The following is a 1,425-nucleotide window of genomic DNA, read 5'->3' on the forward strand; positions in this document are numbered from 1 at the left end:
CCTAGCACTACTTTGGCAGATTAACTCTCAGGTAACGATGATCGGCCATCCTTGGCATTCCAACGAGGGTGCATGGGATGGCAGAGCAGAATGTTGCATTGACGGATTGGCTGAAGCCGTTCGTTGAGAAGCTTGGTCACAAGAAGCGGCGGCAGATGTGCCCGGTGTATATTTCGGGCCTCATCGGACCGGGCGATCGCAAGAGTATCGAGCCGATGGCGGAACGTCTGGCACCAGATCGCTACGACCGCCTGCATCATTTCATCTCGGATGGGATTTGGGATGCCGGTCCTCTTGAGGCGGAACTGGCGGTGCGGGCCGACAGGATTGTCGGGGCTTCAGATGCTTTTCTGGTGATCGATGACACGGCTATTCCGAAGAAGGGCGACCATTCCGTTGGGGTCGCACCGCAGTATGCGTCGATGCTCGGCAAGCGCGCCAATTGCCAGACGCTAGTGTCGTTGACGCTGGCCCGCGACGAGGTTCCTGTTCCCGTTGGCCTGCGGCTGTTCCTGCCCGAGAGCTGGACCAGTGATCAGGATCGGATGGCGAAGGCCGGCATTCCCGAGGAGATGCGCCGATCCCGCACCAAACCGGAGATCGCGCTCGACGAGATCGATCGGCTGATGGCTGCAGGCGTGCGGTTTGGTACTGTCCTTGCCGACGCCGGCTATGGTCTGTCGGCTGCGTTTCGCCAGGGGCTCAGTGCACGCAATCTCACCTGGGCCGTCGGCATTCCCAAGCATCAGAAGGTTTATCCTCATGATGTCGCATTGATCTTTCCTGTCGCCGGCCATGGAAGACCGCGCAAGCATTCGATCCCCGATACGCTGTCGACCGCAGCCGAAGCGATCCTGGAAGGAACCACCTGGAAGAAGGTCAGTTGGCGTCACGGCACCAAAGCTCGACTGACCGCACGCTTCGCGGCCCTACGCATTCGGATTGCTGATGGCAACCCGCAACGCATCCTCGACAAGGGACAGCAGCACATGCCGGGCGAAGAAGCGTGGCTCGTTGGTGAATGGCGTTCAAACGACGAGCGCAAATATTATCTCTCCAATCTGCCGGCCGAGGCGACCTTGAAAGCTCTCGCGGCCGCCATCAAAGCAAGATGGGTCTGCGAGCAGGCCCATCAGCAGATGAAGGAAGAACTCGGCCTCGATCACTTTGAAGGCCGATCATGGCAGGGCCTACACCGACACGCGTTGATGACGATGATTGCCTATGCCTTTCTTCAGCATCAGCGCCTCAACAAGGCAAAGCGGGAAAAAAAGAAAGAGGCACGGCCCGCCTAAGCCGACACTGCCAGCTGTCCGGCGTGCCGTCATAGCCGCACTCTCAAACCACCATCCACCACAACGATGTCCACACTGCCGTATCAGGTTCCAAATGAACCTAAATTCAATTCTGCCAAAGTAGTGCTAG

The 1,425-nt window shown here is 58.4% G+C and carries 1 pseudogene; it reads left to right on the plus strand.

From position 1 onward, the window contains the following. Positions 1-77: 77 nt before the first annotated feature. Positions 78-1,292 (plus strand): annotated as a pseudogene (locus GA0061101_RS38475) (IS701 family transposase); the annotation flags it as partial. Positions 1,293-1,425 lie beyond the last annotated feature (133 nt).

The organism is Martinezella lusitana (genome assembly GCF_900094565.1).
GTDB lineage: Bacteria > Pseudomonadota > Alphaproteobacteria > Rhizobiales > Rhizobiaceae > Rhizobium > Rhizobium lusitanum.